Source organism: Aquibium sp. ELW1220, assembly GCF_030398385.1.
Taxonomy (GTDB): domain Bacteria; phylum Pseudomonadota; class Alphaproteobacteria; order Rhizobiales; family Rhizobiaceae; genus Aquibium.
Genome location: NZ_JAOAOQ010000007.1, coordinates 127531 through 153007 on the forward strand (window position 1 = coordinate 127531; position 25477 = coordinate 153007).

The 25477-nt window shown below is 68.5% G+C and carries 23 protein-coding genes; 10 read left to right on the plus strand and 13 right to left on the minus strand.

The features are described from left to right. Positions 1–67 precede the first annotated feature (67 nt). The gene (locus N1F91_RS09280; protein WP_289991636.1) at positions 68–415 is read left to right on the plus strand and encodes a DUF952 domain-containing protein; all 348 of its coding nucleotides are present in this window, start codon (positions 68–70) and stop codon (positions 413–415) included. Then, positions 412–1494, plus strand: a complete 1083-nt coding sequence (locus N1F91_RS09285; RefSeq protein ID WP_289991638.1) for a quinone-dependent dihydroorotate dehydrogenase — start codon at positions 412–414, stop codon at positions 1492–1494. The genes N1F91_RS09280 and N1F91_RS09285 overlap by 4 nt, the downstream gene beginning before the upstream one ends. On the opposite strand, the gene N1F91_RS09290 is transcribed toward N1F91_RS09285, so the two are convergent. Beyond that, entirely contained in the window at positions 1495–2859 is a 1365-nt protein-coding gene (locus N1F91_RS09290) for an MATE family efflux transporter (protein ID WP_289991640.1), read from the minus strand. It lies immediately after the preceding gene. A 107-nt stretch (positions 2860–2966) separates the two neighbouring features. On the opposite strand from N1F91_RS09290, the gene N1F91_RS09295 reads away from it, so the two are divergent. Further along, on the plus strand, positions 2967–3899 hold the full coding sequence (locus N1F91_RS09295; protein WP_289991641.1) for a histone deacetylase: 933 nt from the start codon (positions 2967–2969) through the stop codon (positions 3897–3899). Here N1F91_RS09295 and N1F91_RS09300 read toward each other — a convergent pair. The 3 genes from N1F91_RS09300 to N1F91_RS09310 form a co-directional block, all read right to left on the minus strand. Beyond that, positions 3889–4155: a DUF6460 domain-containing protein gene (locus tag N1F91_RS09300; protein WP_289991642.1), complete on the minus strand. Its 267-nt coding sequence runs from the start codon at positions 4153–4155 to the stop codon at positions 3889–3891. The two genes, N1F91_RS09295 and N1F91_RS09300, sit on opposite strands and share 11 nt — an antisense overlap. A 60-nt stretch (positions 4156–4215) precedes the next feature. Further along, a complete protein-coding gene (locus tag N1F91_RS09305) occupies positions 4216–5307 on the minus strand; it encodes an AbrB family transcriptional regulator (protein ID WP_289991644.1) in 1092 nt (363 codons plus the stop codon). 133 nt (positions 5308–5440) lie between these two features. Beyond that, complete coding sequence (locus tag N1F91_RS09310) at positions 5441–6472, minus strand: Ldh family oxidoreductase (RefSeq protein ID WP_289991646.1); 1032 nt, start codon at positions 6470–6472, stop codon at positions 5441–5443. A gap of 229 nt (positions 6473–6701) precedes the next feature. Here N1F91_RS09310 and N1F91_RS09315 point away from each other — a divergent pair, with 229 nt between their 5' ends. After that, positions 6702–8018 carry an NAD(P)H-dependent oxidoreductase gene (locus tag N1F91_RS09315; RefSeq protein ID WP_289991647.1) on the plus strand — a complete coding sequence of 439 codons (1317 nt, stop codon included), beginning with the start codon at positions 6702–6704 and terminating at the stop codon, positions 8016–8018. 10 nt (positions 8019–8028) lie between these two features. On the opposite strand, the gene N1F91_RS09320 is transcribed toward N1F91_RS09315, so the two are convergent. The 5 genes from N1F91_RS09320 to N1F91_RS09340 form a co-directional block, all read right to left on the minus strand. Beyond that, positions 8029–9273 (minus strand): AI-2E family transporter, encoded by a 1245-nt coding sequence (locus tag N1F91_RS09320; protein WP_289991648.1) that lies wholly within the window; start codon positions 9271–9273, stop codon positions 8029–8031. A 184-nt stretch (positions 9274–9457) separates the two neighbouring features. Further along, the gene (gene proC, locus N1F91_RS09325) at positions 9458–10270 is read right to left on the minus strand and encodes a pyrroline-5-carboxylate reductase (RefSeq protein WP_289991649.1); all 813 of its coding nucleotides are present in this window, start codon (positions 10268–10270) and stop codon (positions 9458–9460) included. Between the two features lie 88 nt (positions 10271–10358). Further along, positions 10359–10607 (minus strand): hypothetical protein, encoded by a 249-nt coding sequence (locus N1F91_RS09330; RefSeq protein WP_289991651.1) that lies wholly within the window; start codon positions 10605–10607, stop codon positions 10359–10361. 48 nt (positions 10608–10655) lie between these two features. Next, positions 10656–12011 (minus strand): O-antigen ligase, encoded by a 1356-nt coding sequence (locus tag N1F91_RS09335; protein WP_354670536.1) that lies wholly within the window; start codon positions 12009–12011, stop codon positions 10656–10658. A 4-nt stretch (positions 12012–12015) separates the two neighbouring features. Continuing rightward, positions 12016–13014 carry a glycosyltransferase gene (locus N1F91_RS09340; protein ID WP_289991653.1) on the minus strand — a complete coding sequence of 333 codons (999 nt, stop codon included), beginning with the start codon at positions 13012–13014 and terminating at the stop codon, positions 12016–12018. A 180-nt stretch (positions 13015–13194) separates the two neighbouring features. Here N1F91_RS09340 and N1F91_RS09345 point away from each other — a divergent pair, with 180 nt between their 5' ends. The 3 genes from N1F91_RS09345 to N1F91_RS09355 are packed head-to-tail and all read left to right on the plus strand — an operon-like array spanning position 13195 to position 16051. Next, positions 13195–14373: a glycosyltransferase family 4 protein gene (locus tag N1F91_RS09345; RefSeq protein ID WP_289991713.1), complete on the plus strand. Its 1179-nt coding sequence runs from the start codon at positions 13195–13197 to the stop codon at positions 14371–14373. After that, entirely contained in the window at positions 14370–15164 is a 795-nt protein-coding gene (locus tag N1F91_RS09350; RefSeq protein ID WP_289991654.1) for a WecB/TagA/CpsF family glycosyltransferase, read from the plus strand. The genes N1F91_RS09345 and N1F91_RS09350 overlap by 4 nt, the downstream gene beginning before the upstream one ends. Continuing rightward, positions 15161–16051 (plus strand): DUF6492 family protein, encoded by an 891-nt coding sequence (locus N1F91_RS09355; RefSeq protein ID WP_289991655.1) that lies wholly within the window; start codon positions 15161–15163, stop codon positions 16049–16051. The genes N1F91_RS09350 and N1F91_RS09355 overlap by 4 nt, the downstream gene beginning before the upstream one ends. Positions 16052–16059: 8 nt before the next feature. Here N1F91_RS09355 and N1F91_RS09360 read toward each other — a convergent pair whose 3' ends face one another. Next, on the minus strand, positions 16060–17319 hold the full coding sequence (locus N1F91_RS09360) for a lipopolysaccharide biosynthesis protein (RefSeq protein WP_289991656.1): 1260 nt from the start codon (positions 17317–17319) through the stop codon (positions 16060–16062). A 253-nt stretch (positions 17320–17572) separates the two neighbouring features. Between N1F91_RS09360 and N1F91_RS09365 the strand changes: the two genes are divergently transcribed. The 3 genes from N1F91_RS09365 (at position 17573) to N1F91_RS09375 (ending at position 22398) form a co-directional block, all read left to right on the plus strand. Further along, positions 17573–20368, plus strand: coding sequence for a GNVR domain-containing protein (locus tag N1F91_RS09365; RefSeq protein WP_289991658.1), 2796 nt, complete (start codon positions 17573–17575; stop codon positions 20366–20368). A 105-nt stretch (positions 20369–20473) separates the two neighbouring features. Continuing rightward, positions 20474–21373 (plus strand): bifunctional methylenetetrahydrofolate dehydrogenase/methenyltetrahydrofolate cyclohydrolase FolD, encoded by a 900-nt coding sequence (gene folD / locus N1F91_RS09370; protein WP_289991659.1) that lies wholly within the window; start codon positions 20474–20476, stop codon positions 21371–21373. A gap of 62 nt (positions 21374–21435) precedes the next feature. Next, positions 21436–22398, plus strand: coding sequence for a GlxA family transcriptional regulator (locus tag N1F91_RS09375; protein WP_289991660.1), 963 nt, complete (start codon positions 21436–21438; stop codon positions 22396–22398). Positions 22399–22424: 26 nt separating this feature from the next. Here N1F91_RS09375 and N1F91_RS09380 read toward each other — a convergent pair whose 3' ends face one another. The 3 genes from N1F91_RS09380 to N1F91_RS09390 form a co-directional block, all read right to left on the minus strand. Beyond that, positions 22425–22604, minus strand: coding sequence for a hypothetical protein (locus N1F91_RS09380; protein WP_289991661.1), 180 nt, complete (start codon positions 22602–22604; stop codon positions 22425–22427). 83 nt (positions 22605–22687) lie between these two features. Further along, positions 22688–24580, minus strand: a complete 1893-nt coding sequence (locus N1F91_RS09385) for a glycoside hydrolase family 15 protein (RefSeq protein WP_289991662.1) — start codon at positions 24578–24580, stop codon at positions 22688–22690. Further along, positions 24580–25461, minus strand: a complete 882-nt coding sequence (locus N1F91_RS09390; protein WP_289991663.1) for a glucose 1-dehydrogenase — start codon at positions 25459–25461, stop codon at positions 24580–24582. Before N1F91_RS09390 ends, N1F91_RS09385 begins: the two co-directional genes overlap by 1 nt. Between the last annotated feature and the right edge of the window lie 16 nt (positions 25462–25477).

A 25477-nucleotide genomic window follows, 5' to 3' on the forward strand; every position in this document is an offset into this window, starting at 1 on the left:
CCGGAATTGGGACGCTTGCGGCCATCGCCGGCTTCCGTCCCCGCCGGACTCGCCCTATAGAGCGCGCATGACCGACATCATCTACAAGATCTGCCCGGCGGCGCAGTGGCGGGAGGCCGAGGACCGCGGCCTTTTCGAGGGCGCGCCCGTCGATCTCGCCGACGGCTTCATCCATTTCTCCACGGCCGGCCAGGTCGTCGAGACGGCGGCGAAGCATTTCGCCGGGCAAGGCGACCTCCTGCTGGTGGCGGTCGACGCCGCAGCACTCGGCGAGGCGCTGAAATGGGAGGTGTCGCGCGGCGGCGCCCTGTTCCCCCACCTCTACGCTCCGCTCGACCCGCGCGCCGCGCTCTGGGCCAGACCGCTGCCGCTCGACGCCGACGGGCGCCACCTGTTTCCGGATCTGGCAGCGTGAGAGGGCTGGTCGAGGCGATCGGCCGCCGCGCGCTTTTCGCCTTCGATCCGGAGACGGCGCACGGGCTGTCCATCGCGGCGCTGAAGTCGGGCGCGCCGCTCGGCTGTCGGCCGAAGGCGGACCGGCGTCTCGAGACGCGCGTGGCCGGCCTCGTCCTTCCCAATCCGCTCGGAATGGCCGCCGGCTTCGACAAGAACGCCGAAGTCCCGCTTGCGCTGCTGCGCATCGGTTTCGGCTTCGCCGAAGTCGGTACGGTGACGCCCCTGCCGCAGGGCGGCAATCCCAGGCCGCGCATCTTCCGCCTGACGCAGGACAGTGCCGTCATCAATCGCCTCGGCTTCAACAACGAGGGCCATGAGGCGGCCTTTGCCCGCCTGTCGTCGCTGCCGGCGGCGCGCGGCAACGTCGGGGTCAACATCGGCGCCAACAAGGATGCCGAGGACCGCATCGCCGACTACGAGATCGGCATCAGGCGCTTCGCTCCGGTCGCCTCCTACCTCACCGTCAACATCTCGTCGCCGAACACGCCGGGTCTGCGCAACCTGCAGGGCCGCGACCAGCTGGCGCAGCTCCTGTCGCGGGTTTCGGCCGCGCGTGCCGCGAGCGCGAGGCCGGACATCGCGATCTTCCTGAAGATCGCGCCGGACCTGCACGAGGGGGATCTCGACGATGTCGCCGCCGAAGTCGCGGCGCACGGCATCGACGGTGTCGTCGTCTCGAACACGACCCTGTCGCGGGCCGGCCTGTCGGCTCCCGAGACGTCGGAGGCAGGCGGAATGTCGGGTCGGCCGCTGTTTTCCCGCTCGACGGCCATGCTGGCGCGCATGCGCCAGCGGCTCGGCCCCGATGCCGCGCTGATCGGCGTCGGCGGGGTGGATTCAGCGGAGGCCGCTGCCGAGAAGATCCGCGCCGGGGCCGATCTCGTCCAGCTCTATACCGGCATGATCTATGCCGGCCCGGCGCTGCCCGGCCGGATCGTCGAAGGGTTTTCGGCCATCCTCGACCGCGAGGGCGCGGCATCGCCGGCCGCCCTGCGCGACAGCCGCGTCGCCCACTGGGCGGCGGTTCCGCTCGACTGATCAGGCGGACGCGGGGAAGGTCTGGCGCAGGCGGAAGGGGACCATCGCCGACAGGCTCAGGCCCCGCGCGATCAGGAACACGTGCAGTGCCGCCCAGATGCCGTGATTGCCGTAGAGCCCCGGCAGCACGAACAGGGCTGCGAGGAACAGCGCGAAGGACAGCACCATCATGTTGCGCATGTCGCGCGACCAGGTGGCGCCGATGAAGACCCCGTCCATCTGGAAGGCGAGCACGCCGGAGACCGCCGTCAGGGCCGCCCAGGGCAGGTAGGTCGCTGCCTCTTCGCGCACACCAGGCGCGGTGGTGATGAAGGCAACCAGCGCGTCGCCGGACAGGATCACCAGAACGGCCACCGCGCCCGACATCGCAAAGCCCCAAAGGCTGGTGAGCCAGATCGCATCGACGAAGGATTTTCGCTGCCTGGCGCCGACCGAACGCCCGGCCAGCTGCTCCGCCGCGGTGGCGAAGCCGTCGAGGAAATAGCCGGCGACGAGGAAGAAGTTCATCAGGACGGCGTTGACCGCAAGCGTCAGCGTGCCGAGTTGCGCGCCCTGGCGGGCGACGAGCGCGAAGGCGGAGAGCAGCACGAAGGAGCGGATCATGATGTCGCCGTTCATGGCAAGCATGCGCCTGAGCGCGATCCGGTCGAGAATGATGTCCAGCGACAGCCTCGGCAGCACGGAGAAGCGGCGGAAGACGATGCCCAGGCCGATGATGCAGGCGATGAGTTCGCCCCAGACCGTGCCCCACGCGACGCCTTCGAGGCCCCAGCCGAGGACCAGCCCGAGCCAGATCGACAGGACGATGTTGGCGCCGTTGAGCACGATCTGCAGGAAGAGACCGAGCATGCCTTCGCCGCGTCCGAGCACGTAGCCGAGGATGGCGTAGTTGGCGAGGGCGAAGGGCGAGCAGAGCAGGCGCACGATCACGTAGCTCGTCATCGCCTCGCTCACCGCCGGTCCGCCGTCGATGAACAGCGCGCCGGCCCATGCGATCGCCGGTCCGGCGAGCGCCAGGACGATGCCGATGGCGATGGCCAGCACGAAGGCGCGCCAGAACCAGGCCTGCTCGGCACGGCTGTCGCCGCTGCCGAAGGCCTGGGCGACGAGGCCCGACGTGCCGGAGCGAAGGAAGTTGAAGGTGGAGAAAACGAGGTCGAAGACGATGGCGCCGGCCGCGAGGCCGCCGAGCATGGCGGCGTCGCCGAACTGTCCGACGACGGCCGTATCGGTGATTCCGAGCAGCGGCGTCGTCAGGTAGGCCAGCGTCATCGGCACGGCGATCGACAGCACCAGCCGGTTGGTCACCGTGAAAGGCCGACCTGTCGCCGACAGGGCCGGGGGGGCTTCGACGCCAGCATTCATTGTCATCTTCCCGCGATCGTCGAAGGCGTTCTATTCCGCGGCGTCGTGCGACGATAGTGCGGCCGTGGCCCTTTTCTTCGCCCGGACCCAGACCTAGCTAGAAGAGGATGCCGATCGATATCGTCCACCATCCCGATTACGACGCCCGGTTTCCGGCACATCATCGTTTTCCGATGGGCAAGTACAGTTTTCTCATGGATGCCTTGAGGAAGCGCGATCTCATCCATTCCTCCCACCTGCACGTGCCGGAACCGGTCGGTGCCGATCTCCTGTCGCTCGCCCACGATCCGATCTATGTCGAGCAGGTGCTGACGCGCAGCGTTCCCGCCGCGATCGAGCGCGAGATCGGCTTTCCGGTCGACGAGCGGGTGGCCAGGCGCGCGCATCTGGCGACGTCGGGCACGCTGCTTGCCGCGCGGCTGGCGCTCGCCAACGGCCTTGCCTGCAACACGGCCGGTGGCAGCCATCACGCGCGCAGGGCGCAGGGCGCCGGCTTCTGCACCTTCAACGACGTCGGCGTCGCCGCGCATGCCCTTTTGGCAGAGGGCGCCGTGCGACGGGTGCTCGTGGTGGATCTCGACGTCCACCAGGGCGACGGGACGGCGGACGTCTTTTCCGCCGAGCCGCGCGTGTTCACCTTCTCCATGCATGGGGACAGGAACTACCCCACGCGCAAGATCCCTTCGGACCTCGACGTCAGCCTGCCCGACGGCACCGACGACGCTGCCTATCTGGCCAAGCTGGAGCCGCTGCTGCCGCTCTTGTCGCTCTACGCCCGTCCCGACATCGTCTTCTACAATGCGGGGGTGGACCCGCATGCCGCCGACCGGCTTGGCAAGCTGGGGCTAACGGACGAGGGGTTGCGTCGGCGCGACCAGGCCGTGCTCGGCCACTTCCGGCAGGCCGGGGTGCCGGTCTGCGCGGTGATCGGCGGCGGCTATTCGAACGACGTGCCGGCGCTTGCGGAGCGCCATGCCATCCTGTTCGAGGTCGCTGCCGCCCTTGCGGATGCGAGCGAGAGGGAACCCGTCAGCGCCTGAAGCTCAGGAGGCGGATCAGGATGAAGATCGGCACGACGACCATGGCACCGATCACGAAGTAGCTGAAGAAATTGCCCAGCGCGTCGAATCCCATGCGCCAGATGTCGAGCGCTGCATCGCGCAGCGCATACCAGACGTCGATCGGCATCCATCCGAAGGCATGCATGGCGAAGCCGACGAGGAACGACAGGACCGCGAGCTTGAGCAGCACGCGCAGGGGGCTGTCGCCGAGGAAACGGGAAACGGAACCGGACACTGGCGCGACATCCTCTGAAAGGCACGTGGGACTGCGAGATAGGACTTTATCGCGTGGTCATCAAGACGAGCCGCGGCTCATGCGTCGGGCGATCGCCCTGGCGAGCGGCGGCCCGACGAGCAGCACGATCAGGAATCGCGTCATCTGCAGCGTCATGACGAAGGACAGGTCGACGCTGCCGGAGGCGGCGGCGATGATGGCCACCGAATCCATGCCGCCGGGGCTGGTGGCGAGAAAAGCCGTGAGCGGATCGACGTCGAAGGTCGCCGCGAGCACCGCGCCGATCGCCGCGCAGAAGCCGATCAGGACGACGATGGCGGCGACGATCTGGGGCAGCGACCGCGCGGCATGCAGCAGAACGGGTCGCGTGAAGCGCAGGCCGATCGTCCAGCCGATGAAAGCGTAGCTCGCTGCCAGCAGCCATTCGGGCAACTGCAGGTCGAGGCCGAGGCCCAGATGCAGCGGGATGCCCAGCACCAGCGGGCCGAGCAGCGTCGCGCCCGGAATGCCGCTCATCCGCCCGCCGAAGGCGCCGATGGCGGCGATCGCCAGCGTCATCGGGAAGTCCGGCACGACGAGCCGCGGAAACCACTCGATCGCCTCATGCGCGAGATCGCCCGTGTCCACCCAGATCCGCGCCAGCAGGGCAGCCGAGATCGAGACCATGATCATGCGCAGGTATTGCATGAAGGCGACGAGGCGGGCGTCGGCGCCGAAGGCGTCGGCCATCACCACCATGGCGCTCGCCGCGCCCGGCGCCGAACCCCATACCGCAGTCGTGCCGGGCAGCGAACCCCAGCGCGCGACCATGGCGCCGAGAATGCTCGAGGCGGCCAGCGTGGACAGCACCGCCGCGAGGATGATCGGCCAGCCCGACAGCAGCGTCCTGAAGAGGGCGGGCTCGATGGCGCTGACGATCATGCAGCCGATGATGCCTTGTGCTGCGACGAACAGCGACGGCGCAGGGCGGATCGTGGCGCCGGAAACGCCGACGGCGATGGCCGCGATCATCGGACCGATGAGGAGTGCGGCCGGAAGCGCTGCGACTTCGAGGATGACCGCGATGACGAGCGAAAGGGCGGCCAGAAGCAACCATTGCCATGGCGCGGCGAATGAAGCGAGGCGAGAGGGCGGTTCCGGATCGATGGCCATTGTGCATTGCGAAGGTGTACCCTCCTTATGCGCGCCCCGCCGTCCGATGCCAACGAAAGCTTTGCGCTGGCGCAAGCGAAAGAGCGTCTGGTTGTGGCGGCCCTTTCCTGACGATTAGAATCCGCCGGCCGGCTCAAGCTTCTGAAATGGCTCCAGAAACCGCGCTCGGTTGCAGGTAGGAGCGGACCTGGCTCACCGCTTCGGCCGAGACGTCGATGTCTTCCGACGCGGCGCGTCGCAGGGCCGCTGCCTTGGCGCGTCCCGGAACATGCACCCCCGCCGCCTCAAGCCGCCGCGCATGCCCGGCCAGACGGTCGCCGAAACCCGGGCCGAAGGCTGCGGGTTCGATGGCGATGACGAGGAGGCCGGTGCCGGGCGAGCGGCTGCCTTGCGTGATCGACGGCGCGTCGAGCGACCAGCTGGCGCCCGTCAGGCCGGCGGACAGGACCTCCACCATCAAGGCGACGTTGGCGCCGCGGGAACCGCCGAAAGTGAGGAGCGCGCCTCTCAGGGCCGCGTCCGGATCGGTCGTTGGCCGGCCGTCCGGGTCGATCGCCCAGCCCGCGGGCAGGGTATCGCCGCGCTCGGCCGCTTCGCGAACCTTGACGTAGGCGGTCTGGCTGGAGGCCTGGTCGATCAGCAGCATGTCGCCATCCGCCATGAGTGCGGCGAAGGCCAGCGGATTGGTGCAGTAGACGGGGGCCCGGCCGCCGGGCACGGTCATCAGCGCAGGGCCGTTGGTGGCGGCGAGCGCGACCAGGCCTTCCGCTGCAAGCCGTCGCGCGAAGGTGCCGAGCGATCCGCAGGTATAGGCGTTCTTCTGCGCGAACAGCCCGATGCCGCAGGTCCGGGCCGCCTGCACGAGCAGGTCGTGCGCCCGGTCGTAGCCGAGATGCGCCGTGCCCCCACGCGCATCGACGTGGATGACGGCCGGCAGCGGCCGCTCGATGCTCGGCTCGGCCATGCCGTCGATCCGCCCCTGCTTCAGCGCGTCGAGATAGAAGGGCAGGTGGGCGAGCCCGACGGCGCGGTTTCCTTCGGCCTCGGCCTCGGTGGTGGCGCGGGCGAGCGACAGGGCTGCGTCGGCGCTCGCGCCCGCCGCGAGCGCTGCCGTCCGGCAGAGCGACAGGAGGTCGGAGGTGGCCAAGCGTATCGTGCGCGTCATTCTTCGAGGCCTAGCGGAAAAGCGGCGCCGTGGGGAGGGGACTCCCGCCGGCCCATCCCCGGCCCATCCCAATGTAGCGTTCTTTCCTGTGCGCATCGGCGACAAAGTCGCCCGACGGGGACCTCCATCTTCGTGCGCCCGGGCCGGGCGCACGGCTTCGTTGTTTGACACCACCGCCGTCTCATCTGCTATCAGCGGCAAGCCATCGCCAACAGCCGGATCGCATTCCATGACCAACGTCGCCCTGACCGGGTTCGCCCGCGACCTCGCCCGCCGGGCCGACGAGGGGCGCCCGGTGCGCATCGGCGTCATCGGATCGGGCGAGATGGGGACCGATCTCGTCACGCAGTGCATGCTGATGAAGGGCGTCCACCTCGCGGCGATCTCCACCCGCCGGCCGCACACGGCGCGCGAGGCGATCCGCATCGCCTATGGCGACGAGGCCATGGCCTGCGAGGCCGACACCGAATCGAAGGTGACGGCGGCGATCGAGTCCGGCCGCATCGCGATCACGTCCAACGAGCGGCTGGTCACCAACCCGCTGATCGACGTGGTCATCGACGCGACGGGCAAGCCCGGCGTGGCCGCCGATTTCGACCTGATGGCGATGGAGCACGGCAAGCACGTCGTCATGATGAACGTCGAGGCGGACGTCACCATCGGGCCGTGGCTGAAGCGGCAGGCCGACCGGCTCGGCGTCATCTATTCCGTCGGTGCGGGCGACGAGCCGTCCTCCTGCATGGAGCTGATCGAGTTCGCCGCCGCGCTCGGCTACACCATCGTTTCGGCCGGCAAGGGCAAGAACAACCCGCTCAACCACGACGCGGTGCCCGACGACTATGCCGAGGAAGCCGCCCGCCGGAACATGAACCCGCGCATGCTGGTGGAGTTCGTCGACGGATCGAAGACCATGGTCGAGATGTGCGCGATCGCCAACGCCACCGGCCTCGTGCCGGACGTGCCGGGCATGCATGGCCCGAACGCCGGCCGCGACGAACTGGCGAAAGTTCTCATTCCGCGCGAACATGGCGGCGTTCTGTCGAAGAAGGGGGTCGTCGACTACACGGTCGGCAAGGGCGTCGCGCCGGGGGTCTTCGTGGTCGTCGAGGCCACGCATCCGCGCATCATCGAGCGGATGGACGACCTGCATGTGGGGACGGGTCCCTACTATGCCTTTCACCGTCCCTACCATCTGACCTCGCTCGAGGTGCCGCTGACGGCGGCGCGCATCATGCTGACGGGCCGGCCCGACATGGTGCCGTTGCCGCGCCCCGTCGCCGAGGTCTGCGCCGTCGCCAAGCGCGACCTCGCGCCCGGCGATCCGCTCGATGCGATCGGCGAGACCTGCTACCGCTCCTGGACGATGCTGGCGGGCGAGGCGCGCGCGGCGAAGGCCATCCCGGTCGGCCTGCTCGAAGGCGGCCGCGTCACCGGGCGGGTGAAGAAGGGCGAACTGCTGACCCGGGACAACGCCACGCCCGACACCACCACCAGGCTCTACGCGCTGCGCCAGGCGCAGGACGCCATGATCCACGGCGAGGGCTGAACGTCCGTTCTCAGTCGCTCGACGCGATGCGGTCCAGGCCATGATAGTCCCGCTCGTCGCTGAGGAAGAGCGCCACCGGCCTCAGTCGCGGCACGTGGGCGAACATGACCACCAGCGACATGGTCACCGGGACCGCGAGCAGCGCACCCGCGACGCCCCAGACCCAGCCCCAGATGAGGAGCACCACCAGCACCACGAGGGGCGACAGCGACAGCTGGCGTCCCTGCACCTTCGGATCGACGTAGTTTCCCATCACCTGCTCGATCACCAGGATGCCGGCGCCGATGAGGAGCGCGGTTGAGAAGTCCTTCTGGACGAGGGCGTAGATGACCGGAAGAGCGCCTGCGAGCAGGGACCCCAGTGTGGGGATGAAGTTGAGCAGGAAGGCGAGCAGCGCCCAGACGATCAGCAGATCGACGTCGAAGAGCCAGAGCCAGGTGGCGTAGAGGGCGCCCGTGATGAGGCCCAGGATCATGCGGACCAGCAGGTAGCGGCGCATCTGGCGGGCGATCACGCTGAAGGAGTCCAGCATGCGGTCCCGCTCATCGGATGCCAGGATGCGGGAGACCTTGGTACGCCAGGCCGGCGCCTCGATCAGCATCAGGAGCACGAAGAAGAAGATGAGGACCATCGAGCCGAGGGCGCTCCCGGTCGAGCCGAGGATCGATGTGGCATACCCGGTCGCCCAGTCCGCCATGCGGCTTCCGAGCTGCCCGCCCGCGCCGCGGAACTGGGTGATGAAGTCCGGCAGCGCGAGGCGCTGGCTGTCGCCCCCGCCGTCCGCGGCGGTGTCCTGAGCGCCCGTCATGTCGTCGACGATGTCGGCCGCGGCCGTCCCGGCGCCGCTGCTGCTGCCGCTCGTCGCACCGCCGCCGCTCCCCGCAAGACCGGCCATCGCCTGGAGTTCCTCGGAGATCTGCGGGAACTGCGCCACGACCCTCTGCGCGGCCACCCAGACGCCGCCCGCGAAAACCGCAAGAACAACGATGATGACGCCCATTGCCGCGACATGCCCCAGCCACTTCAGGCGTCGCGGCATTCGTTCGTGGACCACGTGGTCAACCGGTGCGACCATCAGGGCGATGAGGAACGAGAGCACCAGGGGCACGATGACGACCGCTGCCGCACGCAGGGCAGCCCCGATGATGATCACCGCGACGATGGCCAGGAGCAGCAGGCCCACCTTGCTGGCGGGCCATCTTTCGCCGGCCAGCGGGGTGGTGGTCGAAGGACTTGCTGGTTCGGGAGGGGACATGGGCGGTCCTTCCGGGCTGTCTCGCGGGACGAGGGGGTTCCCTGCTCAACAAGCCTGACCGCCTGGTGTTCCGGTCCACCTTGCGGCAGAACCAACTGCGCGCCGTCTTCCTGGGGGACGCCGTCGGTTCCGCGCCGATGCGCGGATCGCTGGGATCCCCTCGTTGCGCGACAGCCGGAGCCGGCTATTTGCCCAGTTCGACCGACCGGGCGCGGGCGGCCTCGACGGCCTCGGTCACGAGCTTCGTCAGCCGGTCCTCGCCCATCAGCACCGCCAGCGCGGCGGCGGTCGTGCCGTTGGGGCTCGTCACATGCTCGCGCAGCCGGCCGGGCTGTTCGCCGCTTTCCTGCGCGAGGCATGCCGCCCCATAGACGGTCTGCATCGCGAGCAGCTTCGCCGTCTCGCCAGGCAGTCCGGCAGCTTCGCCGGCTGCGGTGAGGCTTTCGATGAAGTGGAAGATGTAGGCCGGGCCGGACCCCGACACGGCGGTCACCGCGTCCATCAGATCCTCGCTGTCGATTTCGGCCACGGCACCGCTGCTTTCCAGAAGCTCCGCCACGAAGGCCTTCGTCTCGTCATTGACGTTGGCGTTGGCAAAGGTGACCATCATGCCCTTGCCGATGGCGGCGGGCGTGTTGGGCATGCAGCGGATGATTGCGGCGTCGCTGCCCAGGATATCCTGCATGGTCGCGATGGGGACGCCGGCGGCGATGCTGAGGAAGGCCGAACGCGCGGCGAAGCGCGCGTAGTCCGGCACCACCGTCCGCATGACCTGCGGCTTCACGGCGAGGATGACGAGAGTCGGGTCCATATCGGCTGGAAGTTCGCCGGCCGACGCCGCAGTGCCGACGCCGAGGCGGTAGGCGCGGTCGCGAAGCGCTTCGTTCGGCTCGACGACGAATACCTCGCCGGGCATCAGCCGGCCGGATCGGAGCCAGCCGTCGAGCATGGCGTGGCCCATGTTTCCGCAGCCGACGAGTATCAATCTGGCGCTCATGTTCGCATCCTTCCGTTTGTCCGCGCGTAACATCGGCGCGGTGGCTCACGCAAGGCGTCGTGTTCGACGTGCGAAGGGATCGGGCGCGCTAGCCGGAAATCGCATCGCCCTCGCGCCAGCCCCGCCTGCTCCAGTTCCTGACGCGCATGCGCGATGCGATCATGCTGCCGATGACCGGCGCTAGGACGAAGCTTGCGACGACGACCGCCGGGATCAGGATCATCGCCTGATCCGCGAGGGCAGGAATGGAAAGGACGGTCACGGCACCGAGCCCGAACAGCATGGCGTTGACCTGGATGGCGCAGACGATCCTGAGCCAGGTATCGGTCGAGAACATTGCGGGTCTCCTTGAGAAGGAAGTTCTGACCGTCAATGCACCCTGGGGTCAGTGGTTCCGCGCGGTCCTCGACCACGCGGGCTGCAGGAGCCCCGCCCAGTCGACGATCCGGCGCGTCCGGCGCTTCTGCGGCGCAACGTTGCCGGGGATGGTGAAGCGCGACACGTAGCGCAGCCCGAAGACCGCAAGAACGAAGAATAGCCAGACCGGATCGACACGCCGGAAGAAGAAGCTCTCCAGGAAGGCGTTGAACGCGGTGAACATCAGCGTCATCATGAAGAAGTCCGCTAGGAACACGTTCTCGCGGTTCGGGGGGACGCGCAGGAAGTCGATCATCGGCACGATAAGGAAGGCGACGACTGCCACGAGGAGGGTGGGCACGCCCATAAGCACCGCCACGTCAAGATAGCCGTTGTGGCCATGGACGATGCCGCGGATGTCCCAGTCGCTGTCGAAGGGCTTGTCCTGGAGCTGCACCACCTGCGTGCCCCAGAAGCTCTCGTAGCCGTAGCCGAACCACGGCTTCTTTTCGATCATCTCGAGCAGGAACGTCCAGAGCGTCGTGCGGCCGGTGTAGGTCAGGCCGGGCGATACCTGCTGCGACAGGTCCCAGAGCGGCTGCGACACGACGATCCCGACGGTGGCGACAGCGGCCACCACGAGCGCGACCGCGAAGATCAGCGGCACCGCGCGACGAAGGCCGACGAGGCTCGGCCCCATGACCAGCAGGAAGGCAAGCGGAACGAGACCCGTCGTCGTCTTCGAGCCGGTATGGGCGAGGAAGACGACGGCGGAAACGAGGAGCAGTCCGCCCGACCAGCGCCATCCCCGGCGCATCAGATAAAGCCCGGCGAAGCTCAGCCCCGCCATCACGGGGCCGGCGACGTTCTTGTGCGAGAACGCGCCGCGCCAGAGGCCGGCATGCTGCGGCTCGGTGGAGTCGGTGCCGTGGATGGCGATGTCGGGATAGACGACCAGCCCGGCATAGCACAGGCCGACGATCGCGAGGCCCGTCACCGCGAAAGCGGTCGAGATGGCGTCTGCATCCCTCGGCACGGTCAGCACCGCCAGCATGGCAAGGACGCCGATCAGGGTGAAGACCGCGGTCCGGAAGGCCGAGGACGGGTCGGCCGCGTTGACCACCGAGACGAGGAACAGGCCGAGGAGCAGAGCCCACCAGAAGCCGACCAGGCTGGCGAGCACTTTCCGGTCCACGAAGGCGAGAAGGCAGAAGAGCGACAATCCGCCGACGGCGCCGAAGCCGAGCTGGTTGACGATATCGCCGCCCGTCGATTCTGCCGCCATCGGCGAGAAGGGGCGGAAGGAAATGATGGTGATGCCGAAGAGCAGCATCGCCAGCAGGGTCGCAACGCCACGGCGGTCGAGGAGGGCGGCGTCTGACACGGGCTCAGTTCTTTTCGGCCTGGCGGTACTGCTCATTGGCGTATCCGAACTCCGCCAGCAGGCGTCCCAGCGCGACGTAGAAGGGGTAGAGCCCGTTGGACAGCGAACCCGTGCGCGCGAAGCGAATGGTGCCGCGAACGGGAGAGGCCGCCAGGAGCGCGAGGCTCTTGCCGGCCACCCGCAGCCTCGCCGCAGGAGATCCGCCCCGCTTGCGCTTCTCGACCCAGGTCGACAGCACGCCCTCGCGCAGCGAGCGGGAGCGGATCCAGTCGGGCTTAAGTCGGCGCGCCGGTACGGTTTCCATGACCGGCGCCTGCGCACACCAGCCAAGCGTGAAGCCGCGCATGGCCGCACGGCTCAGGAAGTCGGAATCGCCGCCGCCGGTGAAGTTGAACGACAGGTCGAGGAAGGGGCGCGGCATGGCGTCGAGGACGCGCCTCGCGATGAGCAGGTTGCCGGAGGAGTAGAGTGCCGGAACGACGCCCGTCTCCCGGTAGGGCGGGGCAAAGACCGGGTGATCGGCCCAGTGCTCGTGACCCGGCTCGTGGAACAAGGGAACCTGCGGTGCGCCGACGATGTCGGCACCGAGCGACCCGGCGCTGCGGCACATGGTTTCCAGCCAGTCCGGCGTCGCGACCTCGTCGTCGTCGATCACCTGGATGAAGCGGAGGTTCGGGAATTCGGCGAGCGCGGTTGCCCATCCGGCATTGTAGGCACAGCAGTTGCCGCGGTCGTGGGCGATGATGAGCAGACCCGGCGCCGTCCCGTTTTCGAACAGGGGTGCGACGGCATCGGCGCCGGCGTGCCATTCCGCGTCATTTTCCATGACGACGACCGCAAAGCGACGCGAGGTCCGTTGGCCGATGACAGACTGAAGCGTCGCCAGCACCTGTTCCGGCCGCTTGTAGGTGGGCAGCGTGACGACCACCTCGACCTCGCCGGAGCGGAGTCCGGGGGATCGGGCCACCACGGTGACGTTGCTGGCACTGGAGACGGGCTGCATCCGCGGATCTTTCGGGCGATCGGGCCATAAAGACAGTGGGCCGTTAAGACATGGTTAAGCACTGTTCGAGGAAGGCGGCGGGGCGGCGCGGTCCGGACACCCCCGCGGCATGCCCGTTGCGTGGCCTTAAGCGAGACTTCACCTGCCTTTGCTAGGCACGGCCGGACTCGGACGGACATGATGCATCTGATTTTCGTCACCTCGCTGGTTCCCGATGGGGACCCGACGACCGGATACGAGATCGCCAACGCCGCGATCATCGCCGCCCTGCGCCGCAGCGGAGCGCGGGTGACCGTGCTCGGCTACACGTGGCCCGGCAAGACGCCGTCCGATCCCGACAACACCATTTCGCTCGGCGAGGTTGATGTCCGGACGGAAGGCGCAGGTGCGCTCCAGAAGATGCGCTGGCTGGCCGGCGCCGTACTGTCGGGGCTGACCTTCGCATCCGCAAAACTCCGTGCCGCGAGCGAGGCCGACATCCGCGCCGCCCTGAAGCAGGCCGAACCCTACGACGCCTATGTCCTCAACGCGGCGCAGTTCGCCGGCGCCTTCGAAGGATTGTTCACGGATCGTCCCTCCATCTTCGTCGCGCACAATGTCGAACATCGCTCCGCCGAGGAGAATGCCCTGGCGGTCGGCGATATCGTTCAGCGCACGCTGTTCCGGCGCGAGGCGCGTCTCGTGCGGGCCGTCGAGGAACGGCTCTGCGCGCGCGCAGCCTTCGTCTATACGCTGGCCGAAGAGGATCGCGCGGCGCTGGGCGTGCCGGGAGATCACCGCTCCGCCGCCCTGCCGCTCGTCACCCGCGCGTCCGCGGCCCGGCCCGGCCGTGCGCGGGAAATCGTCTGCGACGCAGCGCTCATCGGCACCTGGACCTGGCAGCCGAACCGGATCGGCCTCGAATGGTATCTGCGCGAGGTGACGCCCTGGCTGCCGCGCAACTTCCGCACGCGCATCGCAGGCAGCATTCCGGGCGATCTTGCCTGTCCGCCCGGCGTCGAATTCGTCGGCCGCGTGGCGGATGCCGTCGGCTTCGTGCGCGGTGCAGCAGTGGTGCCGCTGATCGCCCGGGCCGGTACCGGTGTCCAGCTGAAGACGATCGAGGCCTTCGAGCAGGGGTTGGCCTGTGTCGCCACGAGCCGCTCGCTGCGGGGCATCGCGCATCTTCCGTCGAACTGCCGGGTGGCCGACGACCCGGCGACCTTCGCGGCGGAACTTGCCGCCATGGCCGCCGACCGCGTCGGGGACGTCGACGGACGCGCCTTCCATGCCGCCCAGCTCCAGGTCCTCGACGAGAGGATCGCGCGCGGTCTCGGGGCGATCGGCGCAGCGGCGGCCAGCGGGGCGGCCGCGGCATGAGCATCCGGGCGGAGCAACGGGAGAGAGCGGCGCGTTCGCCGCTGCCGACGGAACGGTCCATTCTCGGCGTGGACGTCATGCCGATGACCCAGGAGCAGGCGATCGCCTTTCTGGGGGAACGCATCCGGGCGGGACGTTTCACGAAGATCGCCTTCCTCAACGCGCATGTGGCAAATCTCGCGACGGCCGACGCGACCTTCAGGGAGACGCTCGGGGACTTCGTCGTCTTTCCGGACGGCATCGGCGTCGACATCGCGTCGAGCGTGCTGCATGGGCGTCCGTTTCCGGCCAATCTGAACGGGACGGATTTCGTGCCCGCGTTCATCGCCTCGCAGACGGTTCCGCTCAGGATCGGGCTCATCGGCACCTCCCGCGCCAATGTCGAACTCGCGGCGACCCACCTGCGCGCCTTCGCGCCACAGCACGAGATCGTCATGGTGCAGGACGGCTACTTCGCCGATGCCGACAGACCGGTCATTCTCGCAAGGCTCGAAACGGTTCGCCCGGACATCCTGCTGGTGGCCATGGGCGTGCCGCGCCAGGAGCGATGGATCGCCGAGCACCTGACGGAAAAGCACTGCACGCTTGCCCTGGGCGTGGGCGCGCTTCTCGACTTCATGAGCGGGACGATCCCGCGCGCGCCGCTTCAGCTGCGTCGTCTCGGCCTCGAATGGCTCTTCCGGTTGCTCGTGGAGCCGCTGCGCCTGTGGCGCCGCTACATCATCGGCAATCCACTCTTTCTGATGCGCGTCCTCGGTCGGAAGCTGTCCAGCGGTGGCGATTCGCGTTGACCGGCCTCTTCGAGCCCGTGCCGCATGCCCCGACCGCCATCGTCACGGCGAGCTATGGGCCCGACTTCGAGCGTTGCCGGCTGCTGTGCGATACGATCGACGCCCGCGTGACGGGCTACACCCGCCACTACATCCTGGTCGAGCATTCCGACGTCGCGCTGTTCCGGCAGCTCGAGGGGCCGAACCGGGTGGTCGTCGACGAACACGATCTCCTGCCCGGCTGGCTGCGGTCGTTCCGGGATCCGACCAGCCGCTTTCGCCGCCGGATCTGGCTCAGCCTGCGCACGATGCCGCTGCGCGGCTGGCACGTGCAGCAGCTGAGGCGCATCGCCATTGCCCTGCACGCACCCGAGGAGGCGTTCGTCTATTGCGATTCCGACGTCGCCTTCGTGCGGCCTTTCGACTGCGGGCACTTCTGGCGCAACGGTGCCATGCGGCTGTTTCGCCGGGAGGACGCTTTGGTCGACCGGACGGGCAGCGAGCAGCGCGACTGGTCTGCGCATGCGGGCCGCATTCTCGGCATCGCGGGTCCCGAGGTGTCGCCGCACGACTATATCGCCACGCTGATCGCCTGGCGGCGCGATTCGACACAGGCGATGTGCCGCCGTATCGAGGAGGTCACCGGGCGTCACTGGGTGGCCGGTATCGCCTCGCGCCGGATGTTCTCGGAATGCATGATCTATGGCCGCCACGCCGCCGAGGTGGCCGCCCTTCAGGGCCATTTCCTGTCCGGCGACGAACTCTGCCGCGTCTACTGGACGGGACCGCGGATGTCGGAGGCGGACATGCGCGACTTTCTCGACAATCTCGCGCCGCATCAGGTGGCTGTCGGGATGCAGTCCTTCATCGGCACGGACATCACGACGATCCGCCGGCTCGTCGCCTGAGCATCCGCTCAGAAGGGCCGCGGTGGCATCCTCATTGCCGAGTAGGTCAGCGCCGCTGACGCGAGGTACAGCAGCGCGAAGGCTCCGTTGAGCGCCAGCACCATGGGGGCGGTGTCTCCTGCGTGCAGCAAGACGGTGGTGAGCAGCAGCGCCTTGAGACCCGCCAGCAAGGCGAGGTTGACGGCGCGCAGCAGCGTCTGGCCGCGGGCAAAGAGCAGTTCGGCCTGGTACTCGACGAGGTTGCGAAGCCCGGGGACAAAGAGCGCGAGAAGCACCAGCGGCGCCGCCTCGGCGACGTTCTTGCCGAGCAGCGTCGGCTCGATCCGAAGCGCGAGCGCGAGCGCGAGAAGCCCCGCGGTCGATACCGCGAACACGCCGGCTTCGAGGCCGAATCTCAGCATGCGGCGCGAGAGCATCTCGGGTGTCCGCATCATCCGCTGGACCAGCATCATGGTGAAGGTGCGGATCGGAATGGCGGTCAGGTCGATGAGACGCATGACGATCGCGTAGATGCCCGCGAGGTGCGGCCCGCCGATCGCCAGCACGAGCAGCTTGTCCATCTCCATCTGGAGATAGAAGATCATCTCGGCTCCGGCGACATACACCGAATCGGCGAGCCGGCGCAGGTAGAGCCGGATGCGGAAGCGGATGCGCCGGCGCGGATAGAAGAACGCGGCTGCAATGGCGAGCGACAGGGCGTTGGCGGCAAGGTAGAAGCCAGCCCAACTGGCAAGGTCGGGTGTCGCCCAGAAGGCGAAAGCCAGAGCGGCGAGCGCGCGAAGTGCTGTCGTCAGGATGGCAAGGAAGGCCGCCCGGGCGAAGCGGCCCATTCCGTTGTTGACGATGATGATCGCCTCGACCGGTCGCCAGAGCAGTGTCTCGGCCACGATCAGCAGCGCAAAGACGCCGAGGGCCATCTCGCCGCCGAAGAAGACCAGCCAGACGGCATAGCTGGCGGCCGCGAGAACGGGCAGCGACAGCAGCGCCATGGCGAGGAAGCCGCCCGTGAAGACGCCGAGCAGCAATGGCTTGACCGTCGCAGCCCTGTACAACGCCGAAATGAAGCCGAATGCGAGGATACGCGACAGCATCACGCCGGCCGCCGATGCGGTTGCGAACAGGCCGAACTCCGCGATCGACAGCGTGTTGGCGAGCGCGACGAAATAGATCAGGGAAAAGACCAGGCGACCGGCCGACCCGCTCACCGCCGTCGCGTAGTCGCGCAACAGGCCGCTTTTTGTGGCGAGGAAGCGGATGATCCGTTGCATGGGGCCTGTTTCGTGGACCCCGCCTGCCCATGTCACGATGCGGGTTCCCGATGGGGTTGATCGTCGATGCTGCAGGCTAGCGAATAAACCTTAACTCCTCGTGTGGCGCTGCAGGACAGGGTTTTCCCGCCTTCCATGCCGTTCTTCGGGCGACCCGGCGCTCGCTCGTTAACCTTTTGTTTCCCACACCTCTTTAGGTTGCCTTAACGAAAGGTGCCCCCCGCGCACCCCCGTTTCGGAAATGCAGCGCGTCATGCCTGACCACGACAACCGCGATCGGAGCGACCGGATCGGTTCCCTCCTGAGCCTCGTTCCGGCTTCGCCGGCCGAGACGATCGCGGACGGCCGCCGCCAGTCCGACGACGGGACGATGTCGGCTTCGGAGCGCCACCGGCGAGCGCGCTCGCGGCGGGAAGCCGCAGCAAGTCCGCTGGTCGCTGCACTGGCGCAGGCGCGGAAGACTCAGGAAAAGCCCGAACCGGAGACGTCGCAGCCGGAACCCTTCGCAGAGCAGGAGCGCGAGCTTCAGGCCCTCTTCGCGTCCGGCGCCAGGCGCCGTGCATCCGCTGCTCCGCCCGAACTGTCGCCGGAGCCGTCGCCGGAGCCGGAAACCCCTCAGGTCGTGAATATGGACCGGACGACGAAGCGGGAGACCTCGGAACCGGCGCCGCCCGTGGCCGCGGCGCCCGTCCCGCCGTCGGTTTCGGCACCGGTCGAAACGGATCGGGAGCCGCGGGCGATTCGCCCGGCGCACCAGTCCGCTCCCGATCAGGGCGATTCCTACTGGCGTCCTCTCATCGACCCCGTGCAGGTCGTCCGCGGCGTCCTGCGTTCCGGCTGGATCATCGCGGCGGCCACCGTGTGCGGTGCCGCCCTCGCGGCCGCCATCGCGCTATCGACGCCCAAGCAGTACGTCGCGCTGACCGAGCTGATCATCGACCCGCGCCAGCTCCGCATCGTCCAGAACGAACTCACCGACGGCGGCCTGTCGGCCGAGGCCATGCTCGCGGTCGTCGAGAACCAGGTTCGCGTGCTCCGGTCCGGAGTCGTGCTCGGCAAGGTGGTCGACACGCTGGGGCTCGACAGGGATCCCGAGTTCAACGGCACCCGCAGCGGCGGACCGTTCAGCTTCCTCAGCGACCTTCGCGCCCTTCTCTCCACGGCTGGCGCGTCGGGCGACCCGTCGGTGCGCAGGCGTGCGCTCGCCATCGAGCATCTCGGCGAGGCGACCGACGTCGTGCGCGGCGGCAAGACCTTCGTCGTCGCGGTGACGGCGCGCACCGAAAGCCCCGACAAGTCGGCGCTCATCGTCAACACGCTGACCGACGTCTTCCTCGAAACCTACGGTTCCATCCAGGCGGGTGCCGCGGGGAGGGCCTCCGACGAAATCGCGGCGCGCCTCACCGAACTGCGTGACGGCGTCGAGGAGGCCGAACGGAAGGTCGAGACCTTCAAGTCCGAAAACGACATCGTCGACGCGCAGGGCCGGCTGATCACCGACGACGAGATCGTGAAGCTGAACGACCAGCTTTCGATCGCGCGCGCCCGCACGCTGGAACTGCAGGCGCGGGCCGATTCGGCGCGGACGATCACGGTCGACGCCGCGCTGGCCGGGAACCTTCCCGAACAGATGAACTCGCCCGTGCTGACCGAGATGCGGACGCAGTACTCGCTGTTGCGCCAGGAGGCCGACCGGATCGGGACGCGCCTGGGTCCACGGCATCCGGAGCGTGTCGCCATCGATGCGCAGGTCGATGCGGCGCGCGGCCGCGTCGAGCAGGAATTGCGGCTCGTCGCCTCCTCGATCCAGGTCGAACTGCGCCGCGCCGTGCAGCTCGAGCAGGAACTTGCGGCCCGACTTGCGCAGCTGAAGGCACGGCAGGCCGGCCTGAGCGGCGAACTGGTGACGCTGCGCGAACTCGAGCGCGAGGCGACGGCCAAGCGGGCCGTCTACGAGGGCTTCCTGCTGCGCGCGGGAGAAACCGGCCAGCAGCGCGACCTGAACACCGCCAATGTCAGCGTGATCTCGAAGGCCACGCCGCCGCTCGAGCCGTCGGGCCCGTCGCGCACTATGATGACGCTTCTGGGTGCCTTTCTCGGCTTCGGCGCCGGGGTCGGCATCGGCGCGGCGCGCGGCGTCGTCGGCAGCCTGCGGGCCGACGGTGCCGGCGAAAGGCCGCAGCCGCCGCCTCGCGCGCCGTTCCCGCGCGCGGCAGCCCGACTGCTGCGCCGCGGAGAAGACGCCGACGATATGACCGCCAGCGCACGCCGCGATGCGCAGGACGACAACCGCCCCGAAGAGACGGCCGCCCTGGCCGAGGAGACAGACATGCATCACGCACGTGCCCCGATGGGCTGGACTCCGAACGACAACCCGATGCCGGCCGACCGCTTCCCGGCCCCGCAGAACCTCACGCCCTATCCCCAGGGGATGCAGGCGCCACATCCGGCCGAGCCGCAGCGCGCATGGATGTACCCGGCCGGCCCGGCCACGGGATATGCGCCGTACCCGCAGTCCCCCAGCTATCCGCCGGTGCCGTCCTATCCACAGGGCTATGCCCCGGCGCAGGGTCACCCCGCCATGCAATCGCAGGCCTATGGCCATCCGGCCGCACTTCAGATGCCGCCCCAGGCTGCGGGCTACGCGCCCTATCAGGGGCATCCCCAGGGCTGGAACGGGCAGGCACCGGCACAATATCCCGCGCCCCAGCCGATGGACCCGCGCGCCGCGCCGCCCTATCCCTACGCCGAGCGTCCGGCCTGGAGCCAGGCGCAGCAGCCCGGCATGGCCGAGCCCGGATACCCGTACGGCTACCCGCAGCCGCAGGCGTCGGGCTGGCAGCAGCAGGCCTGGCAGCAGCCTGCGGCTCCGCAGCCGCAGCCCCAGCCGCAGGTGCGCCGCGAGGCCGCGCCCGCAGCCGCCCCCCAGGCCGCGTCCGGCAGCGACGGCGACAGGAGCGCGATGGAGGAGATCCGCGACAGCCTGCGCGAATTCCGCGTCGCGCTTCGTGACCTCGCCGAGAGCCGCGGCCGCCGCCGGTTCCTCTGAAGCCATTTGCGGCAGAACGTCATCGAAGGGCGCATTGACGCGCTTACGATCGCTGCAAATGTCGGATAAGGCTCACCTTCACCAGGCATGGCAGGAGGAAGCGGCATGACGGACGTGATCGATGGCAAGAAGGTCGCCGAGGAGGTCGTCGCGACCGTCAAGGACGGTGCGGCGAGGCTGATCGCCGAGACCGGCGTGACGCCGGGCATCGCGGTGGTGATCGTCGGCCACGATCCAGCCAGCCAGGTCTACGTCAATTCGAAGTCGCGCAAGGCCAAGGAGTGCGGCTTCCACTCGGCGCAGCACGAACTGCCGGACGACACAGCCGAGGCCGATCTTCTCGCGCTCATCGAGCAGCTCAACGCCGATCCTGCCATTCACGGCATCCTCGTGCAGCTGCCTCTGCCCAGGCAGATCGATTCCGCCCGGGTGATCCAGGCGATCTCGCCGGAGAAGGATGTCGACGGCTTCCATTTCGTCAATGTCGGCAAGCTTGGCACCGGCGAGATCGCATCCGCCTTCGTGCCGTGCACGCCGGCGGGGTCGATGCTGCTGGTCGAGCGGGTGCGCGGTCGCGACCTGTCGGGCCTGACCGCCGTCGTGGTCGGCCGTTCCAATATCGTCGGCAAGCCGATGGCGAACCTGCTGCTCGCGGCCAACTGCACGGTCACCATCGCCCACAGCCGAACGAAGGACCTGCCGGCGCTGTGCCGGACGGCCGACATCCTCGTCGCGGCGGTCGGCCGGCCGGAGATCGTCAAGGGCGACTGGGTGAAGCCCGGCGCGACCGTCATTGACGTCGGCATCAACCGGATCGATGCGCCCGAGCGCGGCGAGGGCAAGACGCGCCTCGTCGGCGACGTCGCCTTCGACGAGGCTGCCAGTCAGGCCGGCGCGATCACGCCGGTGCCGGGCGGCGTCGGCCCGATGACGATCGCGATGCTGATGGCCAACACGCTGGTGGCCGCCTGCCGCACGGCCGGCGTGGAGCCGCCGCGCTTCTGACGCGGCCGGGACGGCGCTGCCGTCCTCGCCCCGGACCGTTTCCTCCTGTACAACCGGATTCCATGGCCGATAGCGTCGATCCCGTCCGACAGTTCGCTTTCCTGCTCGTGGACAAGTTCTCCATGTTTTCGCTGGCGGCGGCGATCGACACGTTCAGGTCCACCAACCGGCTCATCGGCCGCGATTTCTACGCCTGGACGACGGTCTCCGTGGACGGCGAATCGGTGATCGCCTCCAACGGACTGCCGCTGAAGGTGGACTATTCCGTCTCCGACATGCCGGCGGCAGACATCCTCTTCGTCTGCGTCGGGCTGGCGACCGAATTCCCCGGCAAGAGCCGGGTGCTCGGCGCGCTGCGCTCCTGGGGACGAAAAGGCGGGTCGCTGGGCGCGTTGTCGGTGGGCGCGCACCTGCTCGCGGAGGCCGGACAGCTCGAAGGCCATCGCTGCACCATCCACTGGGAAAACCGGGCCGGCTTCCAGGAACGGTTTCCGGACATCCAGTGCACCGGCAACGTCTTCGAGATCGACCGCAAGCGCTACACCTGCGCCGGTGGCACCACGTCGATCGACCTGATGCTGGAGATCGTGCGCGCGGATTTCGGCGCGAGCGTCGCCAACGAGGTGGCCAACCAGTTCCATCACGAGCGTATCCGCGGCGCCACCGACCGCCAGCGGGTCGGGCCGGAACGCGATCTGACCGGAAAGTCGGAGAAGCTGAAGAAGATCGTGGCGCTGATGGCCGAGCGCCTCGACGAGCCGCTATCGGCGGTCGAACTGGCGAAGTCGGCGGGCCTGTCGGTGCGGCAGGTCGAGCGGCTGTTCCTGCGCCATCTCAATATGACGCCGGGGCGCTACTACATGCGGCTGCGGCTCGAGCGGGCGCGCGAGCTGCTGCGCCAGACCAACCTGCCGATCCTCGACGTCGCCATCGCCACAGGCTTCACCTCGCATTCCTACTTCGCGCAGAGCTACCGGCTCCAGTTCGGCCGCCCGCCGAGCGAAGAAAGGCGCACGACCTACTGATCCTGCCGCCGTTTCGGTCCCGGAGGTCAGCGTCCGCTGCGGGACGCGTCGCGCTGCCGCTCGCGGATGATCTCGTCCAGTCGGTCCTGGGTGATGACGTTCGGATCCTGGGGGACGGGGTCGCGGCTCTCGACGCGGTAGGGCGAACCGCCACATGCGGACAGGACTAGTGGAGCGCAGAGGGCAAGGAGCACGATCTTCTTCATGCCAGGATATGTAACGGGGCAGGCGGCGGGCGGCAATCGCTTTTGCCGCCTTCGCCATCCGTCATCATCCGGTGGCCGCGATTCTACGGGCCGCTTCGCGTCCTGGCGGCCGCCGGTGCCTTCCGCGCGTGGCCGTTCCGCGGCGCCACCCGCCGCGCACGCTGGTCGGCCGGTCCCTCCGCGCCGGCGAGGTTGCAGGCGGTGTTGACCAGCCCGATGTGGGAAAAGCCCTGCGGGAAGTTGCCGACGAGGCGGCGGGCGACCGGATCATATTCCTCCGCCAGCAGCCCGAGATCGTTGCGCAGCCCGAGCAGCCGGTCGAAAAGCGTGTTGGCCTCGTCCATCCGTCCGAGCATGGCATAGGCGTCGGCAAGCCAGAACGAACAGGCCAGGAAGGCGCCCTCGCGGCCGCCGACACCGTCGTCGACCTCTTCCGTCGCATAGCGCAGCACGAAGCCGTCATGCAGCAGTTCGCGTTCGATCGCGGCGACCGTGCCGGCCAGCCGCGGATCGTCGCGCTTGATAAAGCCGACCTGCGGCATGAGGAGCAGCGACGCGTCGAGCGCGTCTCCGCCGTAGTGCTGCACGAAGCTGTTCTTCTCCAGGTTGAAGCCGTTGCAGACGATGTCGCGCCGAATGGCGTCGCGGACGGTGCGCCAGTGCTCCACCGGCCCGTCGAGGCCATGCCGCTCCGTGCTCTTGATGGCGCGGTCGAAGGCGACCCAGCACATCATGCGCGAATGGGTGAAGGCCCGCGGCGGCCCCCGTACCTCCCAGATGCCGTTGTCGGGGGTCTGCCACACCGCCTCGACATGTTCGAGCAGCGCCTTCTGGAACTGCCAGGATTCGTCCAGCGAACTCAGCTCCGCCTCGCGGGCGGCATGCAGCGCATCCATCAGCTCGCCGTAGATGTCGAGCTGCAGCTGGTCGGCCGCGCCGTTGCCGATGCGCACGGGGCGGCTGTTCTCGTATCCCGGGAGCCAGGGTATCTCGATCTCGGGCAGCCAGCGCTCGCCGGAGATGCCGTAGACCACGTCCAGCTGCTGCGGGTGGCCGGCGGCTGCGCGCAGCAGCCACTCGCGCCAGGCGGCCGCCTCTTCGCGGTATCCGCAATCGAGCAGGGCATAAAGCGTGAGCGTGGAATCGCGGATCCAGCCGTAGCGATAATCCCAGTTGCGGCTGCCGCCGAGGGCCTCGGGGATCGACGTCGTCGGCGCCGCCACGATGCCGCCGGTCGGGAGATAGGTCAGGAGCTTGAGGGTGATCAGCGACCGCATCACGGCGTCGTGGTGCGCGCCCCGGTAGGTACAGCGCCGCGACCATTCCCGCCACCAGAGGCTTGTCTGGTGGAGGCTCTCGGCATGATCCTCGACGAAATGCGCCATCTTGTGGGAGCGGTGGTAGGACAGCGTGAAGGCGACGTCCTCGCCGGCGCGCACGACGAAATCCGCGTGCGTCGTCATGTTGCGGCCCGACAGCGGTACCCGGGAATGCAGTTCCACCGCATCGGGTCCGCTGATGGCGCTGAGGCCGTAGTCGCGGCGGCGCACCCAGGGCACGGCCTCGCCGTAGTTGAAGCGCAGGATGAACTCCATCTGCATCGGCACGGCGCCGCTGACGCCACTGACGATGCGGACCACCTCGATCTTGTCCTCGTCATGGGTCAGCGGCATGAAATCGGTCAGGGTGACGACGCCGGCCTCCGTCTCGAAGCGCGTCTCCAGAATCGCGGTGTCAGGGATGTAGCGTCGCGTCGTCCGGCCCGGCTCAACGGGCGCGACCAGCCAGCGTCCGTGCTCGGGGCCTCCCAGCAGGGCGGCGAAACAGGCGGGCGAATCGAAGCGCGGGGCGCAGAGCCAGTCGATCGACCCGTCCCTGGCCACCAGCGCTGCGGAGACCATGTTGCCGATCAGGCCGTAATCCTCGAGCGGCTTGGATTGTGAGCGGGAGGCCGCGGTGCCGAGCGCGTCCGCCATCAGCCTGCTCCCCGGAAGGACGGATAGAGGCTCATGCCGCCGTCGGCGACGAGGCTCGTGCCGACCAGGTAGTCGGCATCGTCGGAGGCGAGCCAGGCAACGGCCCGGCCGATATCGTCGGGGGCGCCGATCCGGCCGTAGGGGATGAGTTCCAGCAGCGCCTCGCGCGCCTCGTCGGACTGCCAGGCCTCGGCGTTGATCTGCGTGCGGATCGCGCCGGGCGCAACGGAATTCACGCGGATGCGGCGCGGCGCGAGTTCCTGCGCCAGCGATTTCATCAGCAGCATCACGCCGCCCTTCGATGCGGCGTAGTTCGCCTGGAAGGCCCAGGGAATGAACTCGTGCACGGAACTCGTGAAGATGATCTTGCCCGCCGCGCGCGACACGTCCGGGCGTAGCCCCTGGCGGAGGAACCGGCGTGCTGCGGCGCGCGCGGTGAGGAAGGCGCCGGTAAGGTTGACGTCGATCACATCGCGCCAGGCGTCGAGGGTCATCTCGGCGATGGGCGCCGGTTTTTCGATGCCTGCGTTCGCCACCATGATGTCCAGCGTGCCGTAGCGCTCGACGGCATCTTCGACCATGGCGTCCATCTCCGCTTCATTGGTCACGTCGGCGGGAAAAGGGCTTGCCGTATCGCCGGCTCGGCGGATCGCCTCCACCACCGCGTCCGCCTCGGCTGCGGATCGTGGATTGGGGCGATGGTTGACGACGACGGAGGCGCCGGCCGCGGCAAGCGCCGTCGCGATTGCCGTGCCGATGCCGGAGGATGCGCCGGTGACGATCGCCACCTGGCGCGCGAGCGGGCGGCGTGGTTCCGGCTGCGTCCGGCCGTCATCGGAGGAGGGAGAGCGGCAGGGCTCGCGGGAAGCAGGATCGGCCATGTCTACCGATCTAGTG

Coding starts and splice junctions, on each gene's coding strand:
- N1F91_RS09315 (WP_289991647.1), top strand. CDS start 6,702: ATGACCAACGTCGCCCTGACCGGGTTCGCCCGCGACCTCGCCCGCCGG.
- N1F91_RS09390 (WP_289991663.1), bottom strand. CDS start 25,461: ATGGCCGATCCTGCTTCCCGCGAGCCCTGCCGCTCTCCCTCCTCCGAT.
- N1F91_RS09280 (WP_289991636.1), top strand. CDS start 68: ATGACCGACATCATCTACAAGATCTGCCCGGCGGCGCAGTGGCGGGAG.
- N1F91_RS09340 (WP_289991653.1), bottom strand. CDS start 13,014: ATGCAGCCCGTCTCCAGTGCCAGCAACGTCACCGTGGTGGCCCGATCC.
- N1F91_RS09385 (WP_289991662.1), bottom strand. CDS start 24,580: ATGGCGGACGCGCTCGGCACCGCGGCCTCCCGCTCACAATCCAAGCCG.
- N1F91_RS09310 (WP_289991646.1), bottom strand. CDS start 6,472: ATGACGCGCACGATACGCTTGGCCACCTCCGACCTCCTGTCGCTCTGC.
- N1F91_RS09375 (WP_289991660.1), top strand. CDS start 21,436: ATGGCCGATAGCGTCGATCCCGTCCGACAGTTCGCTTTCCTGCTCGTG.
- N1F91_RS09350 (WP_289991654.1), top strand. CDS start 14,370: ATGAGCATCCGGGCGGAGCAACGGGAGAGAGCGGCGCGTTCGCCGCTG.
- folD (WP_289991659.1), top strand. CDS start 20,474: ATGACGGACGTGATCGATGGCAAGAAGGTCGCCGAGGAGGTCGTCGCG.
- N1F91_RS09295 (WP_289991641.1), top strand. CDS start 2,967: ATGCCGATCGATATCGTCCACCATCCCGATTACGACGCCCGGTTTCCG.
- N1F91_RS09365 (WP_289991658.1), top strand. CDS start 17,573: ATGCCTGACCACGACAACCGCGATCGGAGCGACCGGATCGGTTCCCTC.
- N1F91_RS09345 (WP_289991713.1), top strand. CDS start 13,195: ATGCATCTGATTTTCGTCACCTCGCTGGTTCCCGATGGGGACCCGACG.
- N1F91_RS09330 (WP_289991651.1), bottom strand. CDS start 10,607: ATGTTCTCGACCGATACCTGGCTCAGGATCGTCTGCGCCATCCAGGTC.
- proC (WP_289991649.1), bottom strand. CDS start 10,270: ATGAGCGCCAGATTGATACTCGTCGGCTGCGGAAACATGGGCCACGCC.
- N1F91_RS09320 (WP_289991648.1), bottom strand. CDS start 9,273: ATGTCCCCTCCCGAACCAGCAAGTCCTTCGACCACCACCCCGCTGGCC.
- N1F91_RS09380 (WP_289991661.1), bottom strand. CDS start 22,604: ATGAAGAAGATCGTGCTCCTTGCCCTCTGCGCTCCACTAGTCCTGTCC.
- N1F91_RS09305 (WP_289991644.1), bottom strand. CDS start 5,307: ATGGCCATCGATCCGGAACCGCCCTCTCGCCTCGCTTCATTCGCCGCG.
- N1F91_RS09360 (WP_289991656.1), bottom strand. CDS start 17,319: ATGCAACGGATCATCCGCTTCCTCGCCACAAAAAGCGGCCTGTTGCGC.
- N1F91_RS09290 (WP_289991640.1), bottom strand. CDS start 2,859: ATGAATGCTGGCGTCGAAGCCCCCCCGGCCCTGTCGGCGACAGGTCGG.